Consider the following 17,167-nt stretch of genomic DNA (forward strand, 5'->3'; position numbering starts at 1 on the left):
CGAACCAGCCCCCGGGGCAGGTTGAGCATTTGAACCCCTGATTCACCGCCTGACGCCGTGCCGCCCCCAGCTCGAGACATGGCTCCTTGCCTCCCTCCCGCAGGGGACTGTTCAGATGGAGCGCTTGAATATGCGCGAGGCCATCGGCCCTTTATCACCCTCCCCCTTGAGGGGAGGGTAGTGAAGCTGGCTGCGGAGCAGCCTAGCGTAACTAGGGTGGGGGTGTCCGGAGGTGTTGCAGATGTCGATGCTTACTGGAGGCGCTGCCCCCCACCCGAGCGTCGCTAAGGTCCTGACGGACCTAAGCTCTGCTTGCCCTCCCCTCAAGGGGGAGGGAAGCGTTAGAACCACGTCAACCTGAACGTGAAACGTTCAATCGTCCCCGGCCGCCCGCAAAATCGCCGCTGCCCGCTCGCGCAGCGGCTTGTCGATCATCTGCCCATTGAGGCTCACCGTGCCCTTGGTCGCCATCACGGCCCGGGCCCAGACGAGATCGGCCTCGCTGGGCGCGAAGGCGACGTTCAAAATGGCAACGGCCGAGGGGTGGACACAGGTCGATCCATCAAAGCCGTGCCGCCGCGCCTCCCGCGCCGCTTCGCCCAATCCGTCGAGATCGGCATAGTCGGCAATGGATCGCAGCAATCCCAGCGAAAGCTTGCCCGCCGCCTTGGCGGCATAATGCACCATCAATTTGGGTTGCATCAGCACATCGCGGTCGGGCTGGCCATTGAGCGCCAGCGCAAAGTCTTCACTGCCCAGATTGAGCGCCCGCACTATGGCGTGGCGCGCAATCGCCCCCGCATCCAGCAATGCCGCCGGGCCTTCGATCGTCGCCAACACCGGCAGGTCGGACGCCCCCGCTAGGCGCACCCTGTCCGCCAAGTCATCCAGCGCGGCCATATCGGCCTTGGGGCAAACCAGCCAATCGACACCGGCCGCAATAGCCGCCTCGATATCCTCTGCCACCCCCGCATTGATGCGGACGGCAACGCGGCCCGCCCCCTGCCTGAGACTTTCTACGGCGGCGGCCAGCCCCGCCCGGGCTGCCGCCTTGTTCTCATCGGTCACTGCATCTTCGAGATCGAGGATCACGCAATCGGCGCCCCGCAAATGCGCCTTGGCCACAAAGCGTTCCTGATCCGCAGGGACATAGAGCCAGGATCGCATTACGCGATCCGCCTGAATTGCGCATCAAAGCCGAGTTCGGCCAGAAGCTCGGGTCCATTCTCATCCAGAGCCGGTGCCGGTCGGCGGAACTGTCCCGGCGTTGCCGACAGGCGCGGCACCACATTATGCATGGGCATGCCGCCAAAGGCCTCGTCATCGAGATCAACCACGATTTCGCGTTCTACAAAGTGCGGGTCATCGAGGGCGTCCGCGATATTATAAACCGGGCCAACCGTCGCCCCGGCCTCGCGCATTTCTGCCAGCGCCTCGGCCCGATTGCGCGTTGCAAACCAGGCCGATATCGCCCCATCGACCAGGTCCCGGTGCTTCACCCGGTCCGAATTGGTGGCAAAGCGGGGATCGTCATTCATTTCGGCATGGCCGATGATCTCGAAAATGCGCCGCGCCACAGCCTGGGTCGACCCCGACAGGGCGACATATGAGCCATCGGCGCAGCGATAGACATTGCGCGGCGATGCCGTATTGGACGCGCTGCCGGCCCTTTGCTTGATCTGTCCGGTCTTGGCGTAAATCCCCGCTTCCGGGCCAAGCACGGAAAATATGGATTCGAGTAGCGACAGGTCGATCACCTGCCCCGCCCCGCCCCGCGCATCGCGCGCGTAAAGCGCCGTCATCGTGGCCGATGCGCCATAGATACCGGCAATCATGTCGGCCAGGGCCAGCGGCGGCAGAACCGGTTCCCGATCCGGAAATCCGGTGCGGTCGGCAAACCCGCTCATGGCTTCCACAATCGTCCCGAAGCCCGGCAGATGCGCATAGGGCCCGGTCTGCCCGAAGCCGGAAATCCGCACCACGACCAGTTTTGGATTGCGCGCCAGCAGCTTGTCGGGCGCCAGCCCCATCTTTTCGAGCGTCCCGGGCCGGTAATTTTCGATCAGCACATCGGCCGTCCCGATCAGCGCCCAAAGCACATCCATCTGCGCCTTTTCACGCAGATTGAGGCAGATCGAGCGCTTGTTGCGGCCATAGGCCTTCCAGAAAAAAGAATAACCATCCTCCTTCCAGTCGCGCAGCGGATCGCCCTCGGGGGGCTCCACCTTGATCACATCGGCGCCGAAATCGCCCAATTGCAGGCTGAGCATATTGCCCGCCATCAGCCGCGACAGGTCGACCACGCGCAATCCTGCCAGGGGTCCGGTCGCTTCGGCATCGAAATGATGTCTTTTAAGACTCACGGGCGCAGCCTTTCCCCACTCGCCTTGTCGAACAGCAGCACCTTCTCCGCATCGATCCCGAGCGCCATGGACTGGCCAGGCGATAGGAGATCCGCGTCGCGAATAACGACGCTGAGTTCGGTCTCGCCGATCCGGGCCCGCACCTCCTGTGCCTCGCCGGTTGGCTCCACGACCAGGGCCTCGGTCCGCACCCCATCCTCCGCCAGCACCATATGCTGCGGCCTTATGCCATAGACCAGTGCCGTACCAGCGGCGAGCCCCAGCGGCCTGGCCGTCGGCAGCGTGGTTCCGTCCGGCAGGGCCACCCTCGCCTTATCCGGTCCGAGCGCCGTCACCGGCAGCAGGTTCATTTCCGGCGAGCCGATAAAACCGGCCACGAACAGATTGGCCGGATTGTTGTAAAGCTCCAGCGGCGCTCCCGCCTGCTCGATCTTGCCGCCATTGAGCACCACGATCGTATCGGCCATGGTCATGGCCTCGGTCTGGTCATGCGTCACATAGATTGTGGTCTTGCCCAGCCTTTGATGCAGCGCCTTGATCTCGCCCCGCATGCGCACCCTGAGCTTGGCATCCAGGTTCGAGAGCGGCTCATCGAACAGGAAGGCGCGCGGATTGCGCACAATGGCCCGCCCCATGGCCACCCGCTGCCGCTGTCCGCCCGAAAGGGCCTTCGGCAGCCGGTCGAGCAAGTCTTCCAGTCCCAGAATACGCGCCGCCTCGGCCACGCGCTTGTCTCGCTCCGGCTTGGGCACGCCGCCGAGCCTTAGTGCAAAGCTCATATTGTCGGCCACCTTCATATGCGGATAAAGCGCATAGGACTGGAACACCATGGCCAGGTCTCGCTCCTTGGCCGGCATGTTGTTGACGACCTTGCCGCCGATCCGGATTTCACCGCCCGAAATATCCTCAAGCCCGGCGATCATCCGCAGCAGGGTGGATTTGCCGCAACCTGACGGCCCCACCAGCACCACGAACTCTCCGGTCTCCATGCTAAGCGAGAGATCGCGAATAACGGTCACCCCGCCATAGCTCTTGCTGACCCTGTCCAGCTCGATTTCGGGCATGCCTGCCTCCTATTTTTCTCGCACCGCAAAGCGATCCACCGCCATGCGCCCGACAGATCCCAGCCGCAGCCCGCTCATCCCGTGAGCAAAGCTCCCGTCTGCCGCGCTGGTGACCACCTTGCCATCTATGGAGAGCTCCAGCCTGTCCCCCTCGACCGCCAGCTCCACCCGATAAATCCGGCCTGCCTCCGGCGTGAACGGCACACTCGCCAGCACCGTCTGCCCGAAATCGTGCTTGAGAATGACCGCCTCGCCATTCTGAAAACCCCCGGCATAAAACCGGTCCGTCCCCATGACCCGCGCTGTCACCAGATGCGATTGCCCCGCCAGCGGCTCGATATCGGCGCTCACCACCACGTCCCGCGCGTAATAATGCCCGGACCACATATCGGCATTACTCGCCGTATGCGCGTGAATGCGCCCATCGCTCTTGGTCCAGTGCCCGCGGTTCCAGGTAAAGCGCGAAATCGCGCCCCATTCCTGCACCTCGGTCTTGGGATCGATTTCGAGATGCCCGGGCCCCGACACGGAAAGATCCGCCAGGAACAACCGGCCCAAAAACTTCAGCCGCCCGAAATATTCGATGCTAATGCCGATCTCGTCGATGGCCTCGACACCCTCGGGCACCACGAATTCATAATCCTGCCAGCCTTCGCTCGAGGGCACATCCCAGGCGCCCGTCTCCTCGATGGCCCCGCTCATCGTGCGCCGCACATAGGGCGCCACCCGCAGATTGCCGTCCCCGTTCCACGGATCGAGCCACAGCTTGAACCGCACCACCTGGCCCCCATCCACCACCGGCGAGAACATCGGCCGGTAGCGCTCGTCGTCAAAATCGGAACGGCGATAGAACGGCTTCCAGAACACCCGGCCGCCCTGCCCGCGCTCCAGCCGATCGAGCTGGATTTCCAGCGACCCGCGCGACCCCTCGACCTGCCTCTCGTCCGAATGCCGAAGGCTGATCTGGTTGAACCCCTCGGTCCGGAACCCATGGGTGGACCCGGGCAGGTCGAAATCGAAGCGCAACCCGCGCCGGGTGAAATCCTCCAGCCACAGCTTGGGCACCTCACGCCCCGCAAGCTGCAGCGCCAGCACCGCCAGTTCCCGCGCAAAGCTCGGTATATCGACAATATTGATCGACCCCACGATCCCCGATGCCACCAGGAAATCGTTGATCGGCTTGCGATATTTGTCCCAGCTCGCGTCCAGCCCCTGGAAGGTCCCCACAATCGCTGCCGCATTGCCCGCATTGCAGTCCGTGTCCCAGCCCGCCATGGTGGCGATCTCGGCCGTACGCGGCAGGCTGCCCTCGCCATAAAGGATCGACATGATCGTCACCCCGGCATTGGGAATGATGTGGCAGACGCCGGGATAGCGGTCATAGCCCCACTCGGCAGTCAGCATGTCGCGGCAGGCGCGCCAATCGCCCGGATTGGCCTTGTGGAAATCGATCACCGCCCGGCACACTTTGGCATAGGTGGACTTGGCGTCGATCGTCGCCAGCGCTGTCTCGATAATCTCGTCGATGCTCTTGGCCTCGAACGCCGCCGCAATAGCCGCCGCGCAGAACCGCGCGCCGTTGAGCCCGTCGCCATCATGGGCCACCGACGCCGCCATGGCCGACATTTCCGCCGCGCGCTTTGGGTTGCCCGGATTCACCCAGCCCCAGCTATCGATGAAGATCTGCCCGCCGATCTGCTCGGCCACCGTCGTGCCATTGGTGGCGATGGCGCCCGAAAGCGGCGCCGGAATGCCGGCCTGCAGGTTCTTGTAAGCCGTGTGTTCGGTCGAAACCCCGAACCCGCCCCACCAATACATGCCATGCTCTTCGGCCGCATAATTGAGCCAGGTCTTGCCCACATCCTCGGCGGTGCAGTCGAGCCCGTAATCGCGCAGCGCGCGAATGAAATAGACCGGCCCATTGGTGTCATCGTCGGCAGCGAAATTCTTGAAATCGCGCAGATATTGGGTCACCTCGCCATAGGTGTCGCGGATGCGCTCATAGCTCCAGATGGTCGGCTCGACCGGCGCCCCCAGCCGCACGCCGATGGCCTTGGCGATAAAGCCGGCATAGATTTTTTCAAGGATTTGGGTTTCGGACAGCATGGGCAACTTTCGGATATTTATGCGAGGTCGAGTTGGGAATAGGCGGCATCCCGGGCCACGGCGGCCGCGCGATCCCCGGAGATAATGCTGGCGGCCTCCGCCGCGAATGTGTCGGCCAAGGCCATGAGGTCGAGCCGATTGGCATGGTCGAGCCGGTCGAGATCGGCCTTGTCGATCACCGCTTCGCCATGCAGGGCGCCCAGAATGGCGCCGGCCATGACCCCGATGGAATCGGTGTCGCGGCCCGAATTGATGCCATCGGCAATCGAGGCGCGGAAATCGCCGTCATTGATGAGGCAGAAGCCAAGCGCCAGCGGCAATTCCTCGATGGCCTTGAGGCGCGAAGGTTGATAGGCATCGGTCAGCCGCCCGGCCTTCTCGGCGCTGTGGTTGACGTCGTCGCCCATGGGCGAATAGCGGCTTATAGCCTGGTGAAAGTCCGCAACGATCGCCGCATGATCCCACTCCTTGCCCCGTGCCTCGCGGGCAATGGCGCAGATATCGGCAATGGCATTGCGGGTTCCGTCCTTGGCCAGCGCCAGGGCGGTTTCGACCACCGTTTCGATATCGGCCCCCGGCACGAAGGCCGCAGCCACGGCGGCGGCGAGCACCCCGGCTGCCTCCAGCCCATAGCTTTCCTGATGCCCCGAGGCAAAGGCAATGGCCTCGTCATAGGCAGCCCGCGGATTGGCCGCGTTCACGGCGCCGATCGGCGCCACGTACATGGCCGCCCCGCAATTGACCATATTGCCGATCCCGCCCTGGCGCGGATCGCAGGAGCTCAATTGGTGCCGCTGGAAGATCCATTTCTCGGGGTAGAAGAGCCGGTCGAGCAGCATGGCCTCGCGCTGCAATTCGGGGATCCACCGCGGAACCCAGGCAATCTGGCGCACCATGGCGTCGGCCATGTCCCAGGCGTCCAGATGCCGTCCGGTTTCGGCATAGACATCGCAAAGCGCCAGCGTCATCAGCGTGTCGTCGGTGACGATGCCGTCGCCCCGCACCCGATTGTTCCGCTGCTCTGGCGGCAGGTCCATCTTGTGCCAGCGCGTCTTTAGGCTCTCCACGCGCCCGTAGCGGTTGCGAATGGCCTCGGCCGAAAGCTTTTCCACGGGGGCGCCCAGGGCATCGCCCAGCGCCACGCCATAGACCATGGCTCGGATGCGGGATCGGAAAGATGGGGTCATTGTGTTCTCGTGATTTGTCATCGTCTTCCGCCAGCCGATGTTGATCGTCTCCCTCCCCCTTTTCAGGGGGAGGGGTGGGTCGGTGGGGGCTATCGGCCCCCGCCTCCTTATTCGCCCAGCACGCTGCGCGCGTATTCGGCCATGCGTTCGCCACCCGCCGCATTGTACTCCGCAACAAACTGGTCCCACTGGTCCAGGCCCGCCTCGCCGGTGATGAACTTGGCGACCCAGGCGCGATAGACCTGCTCGGTGGCGTCCACATCGGCGGCATAGTCGGCCGGCCAGACAAAGGCATTGTCGGGCGTGAAATCGCTCTTGAGATTGTCCAGCGCCTGCTGCGCGGTGTCGCCCAGCAGCGGGGTCGGCGGCTGCCAGTTGGCGGCGTTGAAGAAGCGGGCATACCAGGTCGAAATCTGGTCGGTGAAAGTCACCTTGCCATCCGCGTCCTTGGTATATTGCGTGCCTTCAAAGCCCATGCGGTCGATATTCTGGCCCTCTGTGGAAGCCATGAAGTCGAGCACCTTGAACGCGGTTTCCTTGTTCTCCGACAGCGAGGAAATGGCAAAACCACGCGCCTCCTTGGCCACATCGACGGCGGCCAGCCCCTGCCCGCCGGGCCCCTTGGGCGCGGGCAGCAGCGTCAAGCTGATATCCTCGCCTGGATGGGCCTGGCGCATCTTGCCGGTATAGATGTCGATCACTTCGGGCGACGAGCCGAAGATCACTCCGGCCTTGCCCGAATAGAACTTGTCTTCCTTCACATCCCAGGTATTGGTGACGAATTCCTTGTCATAAAGGCCCTTTTCGGCCAGCCGGGCATAGAATTCGATCTTTGCCTTTTCCGCATCGGTGACGCGCGAATTGACCCACTGGCCCTCGGCATTCTTCATCCAGGTGCCGGTCACGCCGAAGGCCTGGTTGAATATTGAATCCAGTTCCGCCGTATTGCCATAGCCGGTCAGGCCCAACGTATTCCCCGTCGTGCCGTCACCATCGAGATCGGCGTCGTGAATGGCCTGGAACAGGGCCTCATACTCCTCGACCGTAGTCGGGGGTTCCATGCCCAGCGCGTCGAGCCAGTCGCTGCGCATCACCGGCTGGGGCGCCCGCGGCGGATAGATGTAGAGCAGGTAGGGATAGTTCGCGAGGCGCTCCACATTATGCGGCCAGAGCGCGTCCTTGATATGCGCGGACCCCTCGATCCAGGGATTGAGGTCTTCGAGAATCCCCTGCTCGGCCATTTTCTGGTCGCCGCCCTGGAAATAGATGATGTCGGGAATGTCTCCCGAAAGCAGCATCACGCCCAGCGCATCGGCATAGCCCGAGCCGGGCATGTCCACGATCTGGATATCGACATCGGTGCCCTGTGCCTTGAGCCCGGCCTCGATGGCCTCGATCTCCTTGACGTCATCAGGATTGGTGGTCAGCAGGTCCTTGCTCACCAACCGGATCGTCGTCTGCGCCATCGCCGGTGCGGCTAGCCCGCCCAGCATGGCCATGGCGGTTGTCGCCAGCAGCAGTTTCTTCAAAGTCATTGGTATTCTCCTCCTAAGTTTTTTGTTTTGCTTCCCACCGCTTGCGCGGAATTGGTTGAATTTGGCGGCCCCTGCCCTCCCTCCCCCTTGAGGGGAGGGTAGCGCCGCTCGGCCCAAAGGGCCGTAGCAGAGCTGGGGAGGGGGTAGTTCCGTGGGACACTGATGCCCCCCTCCCTCGATCTCTCCCCTAAAGGGGGAGGGAGGCGAAAGCTCCTGGATGTTGTGTTCCTTCCTCATCCCTTCACGGCCCCCGACATGGTGCCCTTGGTGAAGAATTTGAGGATGAGCGGATAGATGGCCAGGATCGGCACGATGGTGATCAGGATCATGCCGGCCTTGAGGGCGCGGATATTGATCTGTGCCAGTCCCAGATTGTTGTTGACATTATTCGCCCCGACGATGGCGACCTTGTCGCCTTCGATCACGAATTGCCGGAGCACCACCTGCAGCGGCCATTTGCTCTGGTCTGTCAGATAGATCATGGCCCGGAAAAACTCGTTCCAGTGCAGCACGAAATAAAAGAGCGCAATGGTGGCCAGCGCCGGCTTGGCCAGCGGCAGCACGACCATGAAGAAGGTCTGGAACGGATTGGCGCCGTCCAGCTCGGCCGCTTCCAGCAATTCCTTGGGAATTTCCTCAAAGAAGCGGATGAGAATGATCAGGTACCAGGCGCTGATCGCCTTATACATAATCACCGACCAGGGCGTATTGAGCAGGCCCAGCCGCTTCATCAGGAAATAATCGGGGATGATGCCGGGCTCGAAAACGATGGTCACCAGCACCAGAATGAAGATGATCCGCCGCCCCGGCAGGCCGGGCCGCGACATGCCCCAGGCCATGAGCGCGGTGAAGAACACCCCGATCACTACGCTGGTTGTCGTCATCCACACCGAGTTGAAAATGCCCCGCTGCACATTGGGGTGCTGCAACAGCAGCATCCACACATCGGGCGAGAACCCGTCCGGAAGGATCGACAGGCCCGAAAACCCGGCGACATTCTCTGGCGCCGACAGCGACAGCGCCAATAGGTTGAGGAGCGGCTGCAGGGTGAACACCACCAGCAGCAATAGGGTCGAGACGATGATGATATATTCGATGCGCTCAAGCGGCGTGCGGCGGGTATGCATGGCCATCACCACACCCCCTTGCCGGTCAGCCGCTTGCTGACCAGGTGCGACACAAGCACCAGGATCATGCCGATCACCGCCTTGAACAGGCCCGCAGCGGTGGCCAGCGCATATTCGCCGGTCGAAAGCCCCAGCCGATACACATAGGTATCGATGATATCGATGGTCGAGGCATTGACCGCGTTCTGCATATTGATGACCTGGTTGAGGTCAGCCGACAGGAACATACCCATATTGAGAATGAAGAGCGTGGCAATGGTCGGCACGATGCCCGGAATGGTCACGTACCAGATTTTCTGCCAGCGATTGGCTCCGTCCATTTCGGCCGCATCATAGAGCTGAGGGTCGATGGCAAAGATGGCCGCGAGATAAAGCAGGCTGTCCCAGCCCGCCGAGCGCCAGATTTCCGACACCACCAGCACCCAGCGGATCGTGCCGGTATTGGTCATGTAGTTGACCGGCGTAAAGCCCATGGCCTGGCCGATCTGGTTGACCGCGCCATCGGTGGGAGAAAGCAGCGCAATGAATACGCCCGATATCACCACCCAGCTCAGGAAATGCGGCAGATAGACCGCCGACTGGATCGCGCCGCGCAGCTTGCCGCTGCGGATTTCGTTGAGCAGCAGCGCCACCATGATCGGCACCGGGAACACGAAGATGATCTTCATCCCCGAAATGATCAGCGTATTGGCCAGCACCTGGTAGAAAATGGGCGAGGAGAACAGAGTCTGGAAGTTCTTCCAACCCACCCAGATATTGGGCGGAATGATCCGGACCTGCTCGAAGGCCATCTTGGCCTCCCAGATCGGCACATAGTGCCAGATCACGAAGAACAGCAGCCCCGGTGCCATCATCGCATAATAAGGCCACCACTGCCGCACGCCGTTCAGGAACCGTTCATTCAGGCGGTCCTGGCGTGGTGGCAGGGCAGCACCAGCCTCAGAGACGTTGGGAACGTTCCCATATCTTGATACATCAATGCGGGCGCTGTCCTGCTCCGTCATTGCAACTCCTCCTACCCCGCCATCTGACGTGGCTTGCGCGACAGATCGGCCAGTGAATCGCGGTCGATCAGTCGGCACGGCATATAGACGCGGCCGTGTTCCGGCCGTCCTTCGATTTCGTCGAACAGGCTCTCCACCGCCCGCGCACCGATATCCCGGCCAGGCTTGGCGATTGTGGTGAGACCCGGAAAGGTGAAAGCACCCGAGGGAATGCCGTCAAACCCCAGAATGGAGACATCGTCCGGACAATTCAGGCCGCGTTCGCGCACCGCCATCATGGCGCCGATCGCCATCATGTCATTGGCCGCGAAAACGCAGACATGGCCGACATGCGGCCTGTCCAGCACGCGCAACATGGCCTGCCGCCCGCCCTCCAGCGTATATTCGCCATCCTCGATCACCAATTGCGCCGGGTCCACGTCACGCTCAATGCTGTGGCGCTGCACCGCGTTGAGAAAGCGCGTTCGCGCCAGGCGCGACTTGGGCCCCACAATCAGCGTCGGTGCCTGATGCCCCTTGGAAACCAGGTGATCCAGCCCCAGCTTGACCGCCTGGGCGATATCCGAACCGACGCTGGATACATCGGCAAAGCGCTCCGCACTCGAGCCGATCAGCACAAATGGCAGGCCGAAGCGATCCAGATCGTCCAACGCGTCCGAGACGGGATTGACGATAGCGCCGTCCACCCGCGCACGCCGCAGGGCCCGCAGATGGTTTTCTTCCTTGGCCGGATCCCAGTCCGAGGAAAAGACCAGCAGCGATACATCCGCTTCCGCGGCCCGGTCCAGCGCGCCACGCGCCACATCGGCCCAGAAGGGATTGGTGATATCGGGAATAACCAGGCCCAGCATGCCCGAGCGCCCCGAGCGCATGCCCACCGCCAGGTGATTGCGCTCGTAACCGACCGCCCGCGCCGCCGCCAGCACCCGCTCGCGCGTCTCGGGCAGGATATTCTCGCCCAGCGTCAACGCCCGCGCCGCCGTGCTCTTGGACACCCCGGCACGTTCCGCAACATCGATAATGGTCGGCCGGCGCTTGCGCACGAATTCTCCTCCCGCCGCTCTCATCGGCAGCTCGTGGGAACGTTACCATGAACCATCTCAATGTCAACCAATCCAAAAACACAACAATTCCAACCCATTAGAGGTTTTGACCCATTTTTGCGCGATACGCCGCTGAGTTGATATCGAACAAATTGCCCGCGCACCCGCCCTGCTACAGAGGCCGGACTGACGCCAAGACGAGCCTGCCATGCACCCCGAACTCCGCGATCTGGTTGATCGCTATTCCGCCCCTGTGCCCCGCTATACGAGCTATCCCACGGCCCCGCATTTCCATGCCGGCATCGGGCCGGACACCTATGCGCGCTGGCTCGGCGCGCTGGCACCCGACGCAACGATTTCGCTTTATCTGCACATCCCCTACTGCGACCGACTATGCTGGTTCTGTGGCTGCCATACCAAGCACACCCTGCGCTATGAACCGGTAGCGGCCTATCTTGAGGCGCTGCATAACGAAATCGATTGGGTGGGCGCAAAGCTTGCCGGGCGCGGTCGCGTGACGGCTATTCACCTGGGCGGCGGCTCGCCCACGCTCGTTTCCCCACAAGATTTGCTGACCCTCAAGGCCAAGCTCTCCGGCGCCTTCAACATCGCCGAGGATGCGGAGATCAGCATCGAGATCGATCCGAACGATCTCGATGCGGGACGCTATGATGCGATGGCCCAGTTCGGCCTGACTCGGGCCAGCCTGGGCGTACAGGATTTCGACCCGCATGTGCAAAGGGCGATAAACCGCCTGCAAAGTTTTGAGCAAACCAAGACCGTCGTCGATGCCATGCGCGCCCGCGGCGTCGGTTCGGTCAACCTCGATCTGCTTTATGGGCTTCCGTTCCAGACCGAGGAAGGCCTGGCCCGCACAATCTCGTCCGCCCTCGATCTGCGACCCGACCGTGTCGCCCTGTTCGGCTATGCCCATGTTCCCTGGATGAAGCCGCATCAGAAAATGATCCCTGAGGACGCTCTGCCCGACCGGCACGCCCGTTTCAGCCAGGCCGCCCTGGCCGCAGAATTGCTGGCGGCCGCTGGGCTGGAACCGATCGGCTTCGACCACTTCGCCCTGCCCGGCGACGCGCTTGCCGTGGCGGCACGGCAAGGCCGGCTACGCCGCAATTTTCAGGGCTATACCGACGACGCGGCCGAGGCATTGATCGGTCTGGGCGCCTCGGCCATCGGTCAGCTTCCGCAGGGCTATGTGCAAAATATTACGGCGACCGCCGACTACAGCAAGGCCGTCAGCTCAGGTTCGGGCGCAACCGCAAAGGGCTTCGCCCTGGCGCCCGCCGACAAACTGCGTGCCCGCACCATAGCGAGCCTGCTTTGCTATTTCCGTATCGATGAGCGCGACCTGGCTGGCTTTGGCGCCGCCGCGACCGCACTCCTGAGGGAGGCTGCCGCGACCGCTTTGGTCGATACAGACGGACTAACCGAAATGCGCGACGGGGCCTTTGTCGTCACCGACAAGGGGCGGCCCTTTGTTCGCGCCGTCGCGGCCCGCTTCGACGCTTATTTCGGCACGGGAACCGCCCGCCACTCTGCTGCGGTCTAGGCGAACCGCCCAGTCAGCCGGCGTCGTGGATATAGACCCGCGACGCATCGCTGCTCAGCAAAACGTTGAGAAATCGGCGCTCATCGGTGGCGGGCAGGAAGACTTCCAGTCGATAGGCGCCAAGGGGCCCATCCCGCTCGCTGGACAATTCGACCCTGGCACCTTGGGCGATCAGGTCCCGGCGCACATCCGCAGCGGACTCGGCGCTGACAAAATGCGCAATGGCAAGGCGGGCGCGTGGCATAATGGTTCAGTGCACCACGCTCTCGCATTCCGCCAGGGCGCTCAGGCGGTCCAGATCCCGAAGGATGAAGCTGCCGCGATCGGGCAGGTCGATAATATTGCGCACTTTGAGCTTGGTCAGATTGCGGCTGACAGTCTCGATGGTCAGCCCCAAATGGTCCGCAATATCCGCGCGGCACATGGGCAGGCTCACACGTTGCTCATTGCCGAGCTTGCCGGTGCGGCCCGCGAGCGAAAGCAGGAAGCCCGCGATCCTTTCCACCGCCGATTTGCGGCACAGCAGAACCGACAATTCGTGCATGCTGGCCACTTCACCCGCGGCCATGGCCAACAGCTTCTCACCCAGTTCGGGCCGGCTGCGCATGACGCGGCCGATCTCTCCCCGCGCCGTGACTTGCACCCGCGCGGGCGTCAATGCATCGCAATCGAAGCGATAGGCATCGCCATGACCGAAACCGATAACATCGCCGGGATAGGCAAAAGCGACGACCTGGCGGCGGCCATCCTGGAAGACCTTGGTGGCTCTGAAGACGCCGGAGACCACCTCATATAGCGCGTCCGCCCTGTCGCCTTCATGAAACAGAACAGTGGTCGCGCCAATCACGCGTCCAGGTCCGGCGGCAAATGTCCGCTCGACATCCTTCGAACCAGGCACACTATGGTCTAACACGTACATCGCTGCGGCTCCGCTCTGCTATGGCGGATCGGAATTGACCATGACCAGGTAATCGGCCTATCCGATTATTGTAATCGATTGTAACGGCACACCGGCCCCGGTTTGATGCAGAGCCACCACATCCTTGTTGTCGATGACGACGCGCAAATCCGCCGCATGCTGCGTCGCTGCCTAGAGGACGAGGGCTATCGCGTCAGTGAATCAAGTGGCGAGGGTATCGAGGCGGCCCTGCGCAGCGGCCTCGACCTGGTCACGCTGGACCTCAATCTCGGTCATGAAGACGGTCTCGCGATTGCCCGCCGCATCCGCCAGCAGTCTGATGTCCCCATCATCATGATCACCGGCAAGGGCGATATGATCGACCGCATTGTCGGTCTCGAACTCGGCGCTGACGACTATATTGCCAAGCCGTTCCACCTGCGCGAGGTGCTGGCCCGCATTCGGAGTGTTCTGCGCCGCAGTGCCGGCAATGCGCCCACGCCCGCCGATGCCGGGGCAATCCGCTTCGACGGCTTCGTGCTCGATCCGGCCCGGCGCAGTCTTGCCGCGCCCGACGGCCAGGCCATCGAACTCACCAGCGGCGAATTCGACCTGTTACTGCTGTTCGCGCGCCATGCCCATGCCGTGCTCAGCCGCGACCGGATCATGGACCTGCTCAAGGGCCACGACTGGGCACCCAACGACCGCAGTATCGACAATCAGGTGGCACGCCTGCGCAAACTGATTGAGACCAACACGCGCAATCCCAAGCTCATCAAGACCGTGCGCGGCGCCGGCTATACGTTTACGCCGAACAGCCTGGATTGATCGCACTCACTTTTCGAACGCCTCCGCAATGGCCCGCGCCAGATCGGCCAGGCGATAAGGTTTGCCCAGCACTTTGAGCTCGGCAATGGCATCGGCATCGCGCCGCACCAGTTCGTCGGCATAGCCCGAGGTCAGAAGAACCGGCAGCCCCGGCCAGTCCACCCCAACCCGCCGCGCCAGCTCATAGCCCGAAATGCCGCCGGGCATGACAAGGTCGGTGAAAACCAGATCGACCTCGGCCCCACTGCCCAGGATCGTCAGGGCTTCCTGCGCATCGGCCGCAACGAGCGTCGCATAGTTCAGCGCCTCCAGTCGATTGACGGTGAGCTTGCGCACACGGGGATCGTCCTCGACCACAAGGATGGTTTTGCCGGCGACCCCTGCGCCGGTTTCGTCCACCGCTTCAGTCTGGACCGCCACAGCGCCGTGGCGCGGCAGATAGATATTGACCGTCGTCCCCCGCCCCGGCTCACTGTAAATGCTGGCATGCCCACCCGACTGCTTGGCAAAGCCATAGATCATCGATAGCCCCAGCCCCGTGCCGCGCCCTTTCTCCTTGGTCGTAAAAAAGGGCTCGAAGGCGCGCTCGCGCACAGATCTGGGCATGCCAAGCCCGGTATCGGCCACCGACAATCTCACATAGTCGCCGGGAGCCAGCGCATCGAGCTCTTCCGACATTGCGGTGTCGATTGTCACATTGCCCGTCTCAATGATCAGCCGCCCGCCATCCGGCATGGCGTCACGCGCATTGACCGCAAGGTTGACGATGGCGCTCTCGACCTGGGACGGATCGATCAGCGTCGACCACAGGCGCGGCGTCAAAGCGTTGGACAGGGAGATGGTCGACCCGATCGTGCGGTGCAGCATGTCTGTCAGACCGAGCACGAAATCGTTGAGATTGACCACTTCCGGCTCAAGATGGGAGCGCCGGGCAAAGGCCAATAGGCGCGCAGTAAGCCGAGAGCCGAGATCCGCCGCCTCAAGAGCCTCCGTCGCCAGTTCGCGCTGCGCCGTCGTGGTCAGTTTGGCCTCGAGCATTTCCAGATTGCCGATAATGACCGTCAGCAGATTGTTGAAATCGTGGGCGATGCCACCGGTCAACTGCCCCATGGCTTCCATCTTCTGGGCCTGGCGCAGCGCCTGCTCGGTTGCCTTCTGCCCCGACAGGTCGTGAATGATGCCGGTGAAATGGACCCGCCCGTCCATCTCGAATTCGCTGACCGCCAGATGCATGGGAAAGGTGGAGCCGTCGCTGCGCCGGCCGGTGACCTCCCGGCCAATGCCGATGATCTTGCGGGCCCCGGTATTGCGGTAATTGGCGATATAGCCGTCATGCGCCGAGTGATAGGGTTCGGGCATCAGGAAATGCACATTCCGACCGATAAAGGCATCCTGCGGGTAGCCGAACAGGCGCGCCGCCGCCGGATTGACCGTTGTGATGATCCCCGCCCCGTCGATGGTAATAATGGCGTCCACCGCCGATTCCAGCATGGCCTGCAATTTGCGCGCTTGGCCAATCAGGGCAGCATGGTCTGTCTGTGGGTCGCTCACGGCTCGCTCGCTGGGGCTGTTGGTTCGGCCAGATTACCCAGTTTCGATCGCGTGCCAAAGGCCCGGCGAGCAACAAAAGTCTCTCCGCCCACAGGGCGCGGCGACAGGGCCGGGCCTATATGCCCGCACCCGAAGCGCCCCCGAAATGCGCTTCTCGTCAATCTTTGATCCATCTCAAATGAAAAGGCCGGCAAAGCGCTAGTGTCGATGTCTCGCTTTTTGGTCACAAGACAAAAATGCCCCAAGGCCCGACCCTGAAACCGCTATTGGCATGTTACGAACGGATCACCGTGGCGTGTGATGCGCTGGAATCCATCGCCGATTCCTTGCCGGACCGCGTGGCGGCAGGCGAGTGCGAAAAGGCAGCCGACGAAACCGTCGCAGCGCTGATCCATATGCATGATTGCGAAACGCGATTGCTCTTGCCCCTCTTGCGCGCCTCGCGCCGTCCGGAATTCAATAGGATTGCCAAAGACATCGACCAAACCCACAAGGTCGATAGCGAAGCGGCAATGGAGGTGGAGGAAGTCCTCAAGGCCTTTGCCCATGGCCGGCCGATCCTGTCCACCGATGCCACGGGCTATCTGCTGCGGGCCTTCTTCGAAGGCATCAGGCGGCATATTGGCCGTCAGCGGGATTTACTGGCCTTGGTCGAGGATACCAAGCCGGCCGGCCCTTCACTTCACTAGGCCGTCGCGCGGCGGCGTAGGCGTCGTGTCCGCGGCAATCTTGGGGCGAACGACGTCCGGGCCTGGCGAGTCCAGCAATATTCTTTGCCCCGCCCCTTCAATATCGTCGAACTGACCGGAACTGAGCGACCAGTAGAAGGCCGCCAGGGCGAGCGCGCCGAGACCGAGAGCGCATGGAATGAGAATGGCGAGGCCGGACATCGCACGC

Annotated in this window: 16 protein-coding genes; 3 read left to right on the plus strand and 13 right to left on the minus strand. The window is 62.6% G+C overall.

From position 1 onward, the window contains the following. Positions 1 to 372: 372 nt before the first annotated feature. From V8Z65_RS13505 to V8Z65_RS13545, 9 genes are all read right to left on the minus strand, one after another. Positions 373 to 1,167, minus strand: a complete 795-nt coding sequence (locus V8Z65_RS13505; RefSeq protein ID WP_338720674.1) for an aldolase/citrate lyase family protein — start codon at positions 1,165 to 1,167, stop codon at positions 373 to 375. Then, positions 1,167 to 2,363 carry a CoA transferase gene (locus tag V8Z65_RS13510; RefSeq protein ID WP_338720675.1) on the minus strand — a complete coding sequence of 399 codons (1,197 nt, stop codon included), beginning with the start codon at positions 2,361 to 2,363 and terminating at the stop codon, positions 1,167 to 1,169. Before V8Z65_RS13510 ends, V8Z65_RS13505 begins: the two co-directional genes overlap by 1 nt. Next, on the minus strand, positions 2,360 to 3,427 hold the full coding sequence (gene ugpC / locus V8Z65_RS13515; RefSeq protein ID WP_338720676.1) for a sn-glycerol-3-phosphate ABC transporter ATP-binding protein UgpC: 1,068 nt from the start codon (positions 3,425 to 3,427) through the stop codon (positions 2,360 to 2,362). The genes V8Z65_RS13510 and ugpC overlap by 4 nt, the downstream gene beginning before the upstream one ends. 9 nt (positions 3,428 to 3,436) lie before the next feature. Next, positions 3,437 to 5,533, minus strand: coding sequence for an ADP-ribosylglycohydrolase family protein (locus tag V8Z65_RS13520; protein WP_338720677.1), 2,097 nt, complete (start codon positions 5,531 to 5,533; stop codon positions 3,437 to 3,439). A gap of 17 nt (positions 5,534 to 5,550) precedes the next feature. Next, entirely contained in the window at positions 5,551 to 6,720 is a 1,170-nt protein-coding gene (locus V8Z65_RS13525) for an ADP-ribosylglycohydrolase family protein (protein ID WP_338720678.1), read from the minus strand. 107 nt (positions 6,721 to 6,827) lie between these two features. Further along, positions 6,828 to 8,255 carry an extracellular solute-binding protein gene (locus tag V8Z65_RS13530; RefSeq protein WP_338720679.1) on the minus strand — a complete coding sequence of 476 codons (1,428 nt, stop codon included), beginning with the start codon at positions 8,253 to 8,255 and terminating at the stop codon, positions 6,828 to 6,830. Between the two features lie 233 nt (positions 8,256 to 8,488). Next, complete coding sequence (locus tag V8Z65_RS13535; protein ID WP_338720680.1) at positions 8,489 to 9,388, minus strand: carbohydrate ABC transporter permease; 900 nt, start codon at positions 9,386 to 9,388, stop codon at positions 8,489 to 8,491. After that, on the minus strand, positions 9,388 to 10,386 hold the full coding sequence (locus V8Z65_RS13540; RefSeq protein WP_338720681.1) for an ABC transporter permease subunit: 999 nt from the start codon (positions 10,384 to 10,386) through the stop codon (positions 9,388 to 9,390). The genes V8Z65_RS13535 and V8Z65_RS13540 overlap by 1 nt, the downstream gene beginning before the upstream one ends. A gap of 11 nt (positions 10,387 to 10,397) precedes the next feature. Next, positions 10,398 to 11,429: a LacI family DNA-binding transcriptional regulator gene (locus V8Z65_RS13545; RefSeq protein WP_338720682.1), complete on the minus strand. Its 1,032-nt coding sequence runs from the start codon at positions 11,427 to 11,429 to the stop codon at positions 10,398 to 10,400. A gap of 208 nt (positions 11,430 to 11,637) precedes the next feature. Between V8Z65_RS13545 and hemN the strand changes: the two genes are divergently transcribed. After that, positions 11,638 to 12,993, plus strand: coding sequence for an oxygen-independent coproporphyrinogen III oxidase (hemN, locus tag V8Z65_RS13550; protein ID WP_338720683.1), 1,356 nt, complete (start codon positions 11,638 to 11,640; stop codon positions 12,991 to 12,993). 13 nt (positions 12,994 to 13,006) lie between these two features. Here hemN and V8Z65_RS13555 read toward each other — a convergent pair whose 3' ends face one another. Together V8Z65_RS13555 and V8Z65_RS13560 are read right to left on the minus strand one after the other, a co-directional pair. Beyond that, the gene (locus tag V8Z65_RS13555) at positions 13,007 to 13,237 is read right to left on the minus strand and encodes a hypothetical protein (RefSeq protein ID WP_338720684.1); all 231 of its coding nucleotides are present in this window, start codon (positions 13,235 to 13,237) and stop codon (positions 13,007 to 13,009) included. A gap of 6 nt (positions 13,238 to 13,243) precedes the next feature. After that, a complete protein-coding gene (locus V8Z65_RS13560; protein WP_338720685.1) occupies positions 13,244 to 13,891 on the minus strand; it encodes a helix-turn-helix domain-containing protein in 648 nt (215 codons plus the stop codon). A gap of 126 nt (positions 13,892 to 14,017) precedes the next feature. Between V8Z65_RS13560 and V8Z65_RS13565 the strand changes: the two genes are divergently transcribed. Next, complete coding sequence (locus V8Z65_RS13565) at positions 14,018 to 14,719, plus strand: response regulator (protein WP_338720686.1); 702 nt, start codon at positions 14,018 to 14,020, stop codon at positions 14,717 to 14,719. Between the two features lie 6 nt (positions 14,720 to 14,725). On the opposite strand, the gene V8Z65_RS13570 is transcribed toward V8Z65_RS13565, so the two are convergent. Beyond that, the gene (locus tag V8Z65_RS13570) at positions 14,726 to 16,270 is read right to left on the minus strand and encodes a PAS domain S-box protein (RefSeq protein ID WP_338720687.1); all 1,545 of its coding nucleotides are present in this window, start codon (positions 16,268 to 16,270) and stop codon (positions 14,726 to 14,728) included. A 236-nt stretch (positions 16,271 to 16,506) separates the two neighbouring features. Between V8Z65_RS13570 and V8Z65_RS13575 the strand changes: the two genes are divergently transcribed. After that, the gene (locus V8Z65_RS13575; protein WP_338720688.1) at positions 16,507 to 16,959 is read left to right on the plus strand and encodes a hemerythrin domain-containing protein; all 453 of its coding nucleotides are present in this window, start codon (positions 16,507 to 16,509) and stop codon (positions 16,957 to 16,959) included. On the opposite strand, the gene ccoS is transcribed toward V8Z65_RS13575, so the two are convergent. Continuing rightward, positions 16,948 to 17,160 (minus strand): cbb3-type cytochrome oxidase assembly protein CcoS, encoded by a 213-nt coding sequence (ccoS, locus tag V8Z65_RS13580; protein WP_338720689.1) that lies wholly within the window; start codon positions 17,158 to 17,160, stop codon positions 16,948 to 16,950. The two genes, V8Z65_RS13575 and ccoS, sit on opposite strands and share 12 nt — an antisense overlap. Positions 17,161 to 17,167: the final 7 nt, after the last annotated feature.

Source organism: Devosia sp. XK-2, assembly GCF_037113415.1.
Lineage (GTDB): Bacteria > Pseudomonadota > Alphaproteobacteria > Rhizobiales > Devosiaceae > Devosia.